This is a genomic window from Paracholeplasma vituli (assembly GCF_025446935.1).
In the GTDB taxonomy this organism is placed as follows: Bacteria; Bacillota_I; Bacilli_A; order Acholeplasmatales; family UBA5453; genus Paracholeplasma; species Paracholeplasma vituli.
Genome location: NZ_JAOEGN010000033.1, coordinates 1 through 1,832, shown reverse-complemented (window position 1 = coordinate 1,832; position 1,832 = coordinate 1). Strand labels below are relative to the sequence as shown.

The 1,832-nt window shown below is 35.6% G+C and carries 3 protein-coding genes; all 3 read left to right on the top strand.

Features of this window, described 5'->3' with window-relative positions; translation table 11 throughout:
• Nucleotides 1-72 precede the first annotated feature (72 nt).
• Nucleotides 73-444, top strand: a complete 372-nt coding sequence (locus N7603_RS08925; RefSeq protein ID WP_262097080.1) for a hypothetical protein — start codon at nt 73-75, stop codon at nt 442-444.
• The gene (tnpB, locus tag N7603_RS08920) at nt 431-766 is read left to right on the top strand and encodes an IS66 family insertion sequence element accessory protein TnpB (RefSeq protein WP_262097079.1); all 336 of its coding nucleotides are present in this window, start codon (nt 431-433) and stop codon (nt 764-766) included. The genes N7603_RS08925 and tnpB overlap by 14 nt, the downstream gene beginning before the upstream one ends.
• A gap of 59 nt (nt 767-825) precedes the next feature.
• Nucleotides 826-1,832 (top strand): IS66 family transposase (locus N7603_RS08915; RefSeq protein ID WP_262097078.1); only part of this gene is annotated, 1,007 nt, incomplete at its 3' end.

Sequence of the window (1,832 nt, the reverse complement as noted above, 5' to 3'; positions counted from 1 at the left end):
GTAGACGTCAAATAATAACACTCTAATCAAACGGAGTGTTTTTTTGTATCCTTAAGGAAAAGGAGAACGAATATGAGAAAAACACTAACCGATCGAGAAAGGCTAGACCTGGTAAAAAAGTATCGGATGTCAGGATTAAACACGACAGAATTTTGTAAAGTGAATGATTTAAAGCGAGGTACATTTAGAGATTGGGTGAGAGCGTATAATCACCTTCAAGGTGACTTTGTAAGACTTCCAGAATTAGATGATGAACCTGGGAAAGTATACGAGGAAAACAATGTTAGAGTTAATATGTTAAAGAGTGAAGAGATAAAGCGTAAATCAGCCCATTTCACCCGGTTTGATCATTCCATCGTGGTGATTGAGTTAAAAGGATTAAAGCTAACAACTTCCCTTGAACAGACACTAGCGATATTGGATAGAATTTATGATCGATTATAGGAGAGTCAAACAGATTTACTTCTACACAAAAGAGATAGATATGAGGGCTGGTATGAACAGGTTCCAAATACTCCTGTCCTGTAACTTTTCACCGATAGAAATACTCAACACATTATTTGTGTTTTGTTCAAGAGATCGAAAGACATTGAAAATATACTATGAAGATGAGTACGGCAGTTGGCTACTCATCAATAAGATTAATTTCACGAAGTTTAAATGGCCAGAAAGAATCGAAAGTGGTGGATATCAAGCGAAAGATTTAGAGGCGATATTGAAAGGATTAAGAGTGATAGAAGATCGAAAGCGAGAAATCGCGTTTTAGAATGTGTTTACTATATATAGATATATAGTAAAAATATTTACTTATGGTATAATCATTGTATGAACCTAAAAAAAGCCCTCGCCGAAATCGAAAGATTAACGAAACAAAATCAAGCATTACTCGAAGAACAAGAGCGAAATCATCGCCTTATTTTTGAGTTGAATGCACAATTAAACGAGGTTTTAAAACAAAAGGAAACCGTTAAAGAAAAATATACCATCGAAAGATTAAGACGTTTCGTACCTAAAACTGAAGTAACTAATCCGGTAATCATTAACGAAACAGAATCTATCTTGAAAGAAACTAAAATCCGTAAACCTAAAAGCGATCACTTCTCTAAATTTGATTTTGAACGTCATGTCGTAGAAACCCGATATGAAGAACCGAATGAGTCTACTTGTCCAACTTGTGGAGACGACTTAGTATTAGCGTCTCAAAAGGTAAGATACGTGATTGAATCCATTCCAGCGACTTTGAAAGTAGTTAAGATTATTAAGAAGAGTTGTAAGTGTGCACACTGTAATAAAACAGATAATAAGCTATATTATCCAGTTTCAAACACACTTTTTCCTGGGAGTATTGTAAGTCACTCCTTTTTATCCTATGTAGGCTATCATAAGTATGAACTAGGGATTCCTTTTGAACATCTTTCAAGGCATATCAAAGATACACTTGAGATTGATATATCCAAACAAAACTTAGCCAATTATATGGCAAAAATGGCGACTGTGCTTACGCCACTTTATAGCCATATGAAATCTGATTTATTATCCAATCAAGCCGGTGTGATCCACGCAGATGAAACCACACTATCGATTAGTAAAAGGCCAGATGAAGACAAAGAACGTAAGAAAAGTTACGTTTATGTCTATACGTCAAGTTACTACGATGAACAAATCTCGATATATGATTTTCATGAATCACGCGCGATTGATCGAACAGCAGCTTGGTTAAAAGACTACCGGGGAACGATTGTCTGTGATGATTACGCTGGGTACACAAAACTGAAAAAAGATAATCCAAACATTAATCTTCAAAGGTGCTTCGCGCATGTCCGCAGAAGATT

Coding starts and splice junctions, on each gene's coding strand:
- N7603_RS08925 (WP_262097080.1), top strand. CDS start 73: ATGAGAAAAACACTAACCGATCGAGAAAGGCTAGACCTGGTAAAAAAG.
- tnpB (WP_262097079.1), top strand. CDS start 431: ATGATCGATTATAGGAGAGTCAAACAGATTTACTTCTACACAAAAGAG.